We start from the raw sequence: 1,362 nt of genomic DNA, 5'->3' as shown, positions 1-1,362 counted from the left end.
CGCCGCCGCCGGACGCTGCCCGGTCGGTCGTCGTCGGGCGGCCTGCCGCCTGGTCGCCGGAGTCGACCGCTTCCAGCAGGTGCGCCTGGGTGGTGCCCAGGGCGTGCGCGAGGCCCTCGAGGGTCGACATGCTCGGGGCGGCCTTGCCTCGCTCGATCTGGCTGAGGAAGGGTTGGGAGATGCCGGCGTGGCCCGCCACCTCCACGAGGGTCAGGCCGAGCTGCTGACGGTGATGCCGGATGCGGGAACCCAGGCGCGTCAGACCGTCTTCCCGAAGTCCCGACACCGGTGCCTCCCGTTCTCCGCGAGCGCTCTGTGAGCGGTTACAGGCCAGATCCGGCGGGGTAATCCGGTCGAAACACCCGCCCGTGACACTGATCTGTATTGACGAGGTCAATATCCCGCGTCCTGAGCGAAAGCGCAAGGACACCATACCGACCCGGTCGGGGACGGTCCGGCAGAGCAGGAGAACCCAGTCAGTGGACACACTCACACGCCAGCGTGGTGACGTAGCAGCGGGCCGCGACGCCTCCCCGGCGAGGCCGCACGACGGGAGGGCTCGCACCGCAGGCCCGAGGCGGGTTGACCGCATCACCGGGGTCGGATTGCCCGACGGCCGGGTCGTCGATCTGGACATCGAGGGTGGTGTGGTCGTCGCCGTCACGGAGGTGGACGGGGCCGACGATGACGAGGGGGCGGGCGGGGCCGGCCCCGAGGCTCACCGCCCGGCAGTGATCGACGGTCATGGTTACCTCGCCCTGACGGCGCCGGCGGAACCCCACGCGCACCTGGACAAGGCCCTGAGCTGGGGTGCGACCAGGCCGCCGGGGTGCGACCTCGGCGCGGCGATCGACGCGTGGAGGGCCTTCTCCGCCACGGTCGACGAGGACGAGATCCATGATCGGGCGCTGGAGGCGGCCCGTCGCCTGGTCGCCAGCGGCACCACGGCGGTACGCACCCACGTCGACCTCCACGACGACGGTGATCCCCTTCGCGGGATCCGGGCCCTGGTCCGGGTGCGTGACGAACTCGCGGACGAGTTGGACCTGCAGATCGTCGCGATGGCGGGCGACGACGATCCCGCCGACTGCGTCCGCGCGGCCATGGAGGCCGGGGCCGACCTCATCGGCGGCGCCCCCCACATCGCCCCGGACAGTGTCGCCGAGACGCACAGACTGATCGATCTGGCCGAGGAGCTGGGGGTCGGCGTGGACCTGCACGTCGACGAGTTCCTCGACGGCGACCACGCGATGCTCACCCCCTTCACCGACCGGGTGGCCTCGTGGGAGCCGGGGCGCATCCGGACGGCCGGCCACTGCTGCCGGATCGGCGCGATGGACGCCTCCGGCCAGGCCTCGGCCG

1 protein-coding gene and 1 pseudogene are annotated in these 1,362 nt (G+C 72.1%); one reads left to right on the top strand and one right to left on the bottom strand.

What is annotated here, in order from left to right; genetic code table 11:
• A partial coding sequence (locus G6019_RS17435; RefSeq protein WP_309230264.1) for a helix-turn-helix domain-containing protein occupies nt 1-286 on the bottom strand: 286 nt, incomplete at its 3' end.
• Between the two features lie 319 nt (nt 287-605).
• Here G6019_RS17435 and G6019_RS14510 point away from each other — a divergent pair.
• Nucleotides 606-1,362, top strand: a pseudogene (locus tag G6019_RS14510) (cytosine deaminase); the annotation flags it as partial.

The sequence above is a fragment of the Dietzia sp. DQ12-76 genome (assembly GCF_014145045.1).
In the GTDB taxonomy this organism is placed as follows: Bacteria; Actinomycetota; Actinomycetes; order Mycobacteriales; family Mycobacteriaceae; genus Dietzia.
This window is presented reverse-complemented; position numbering and strand designations above follow the sequence as displayed.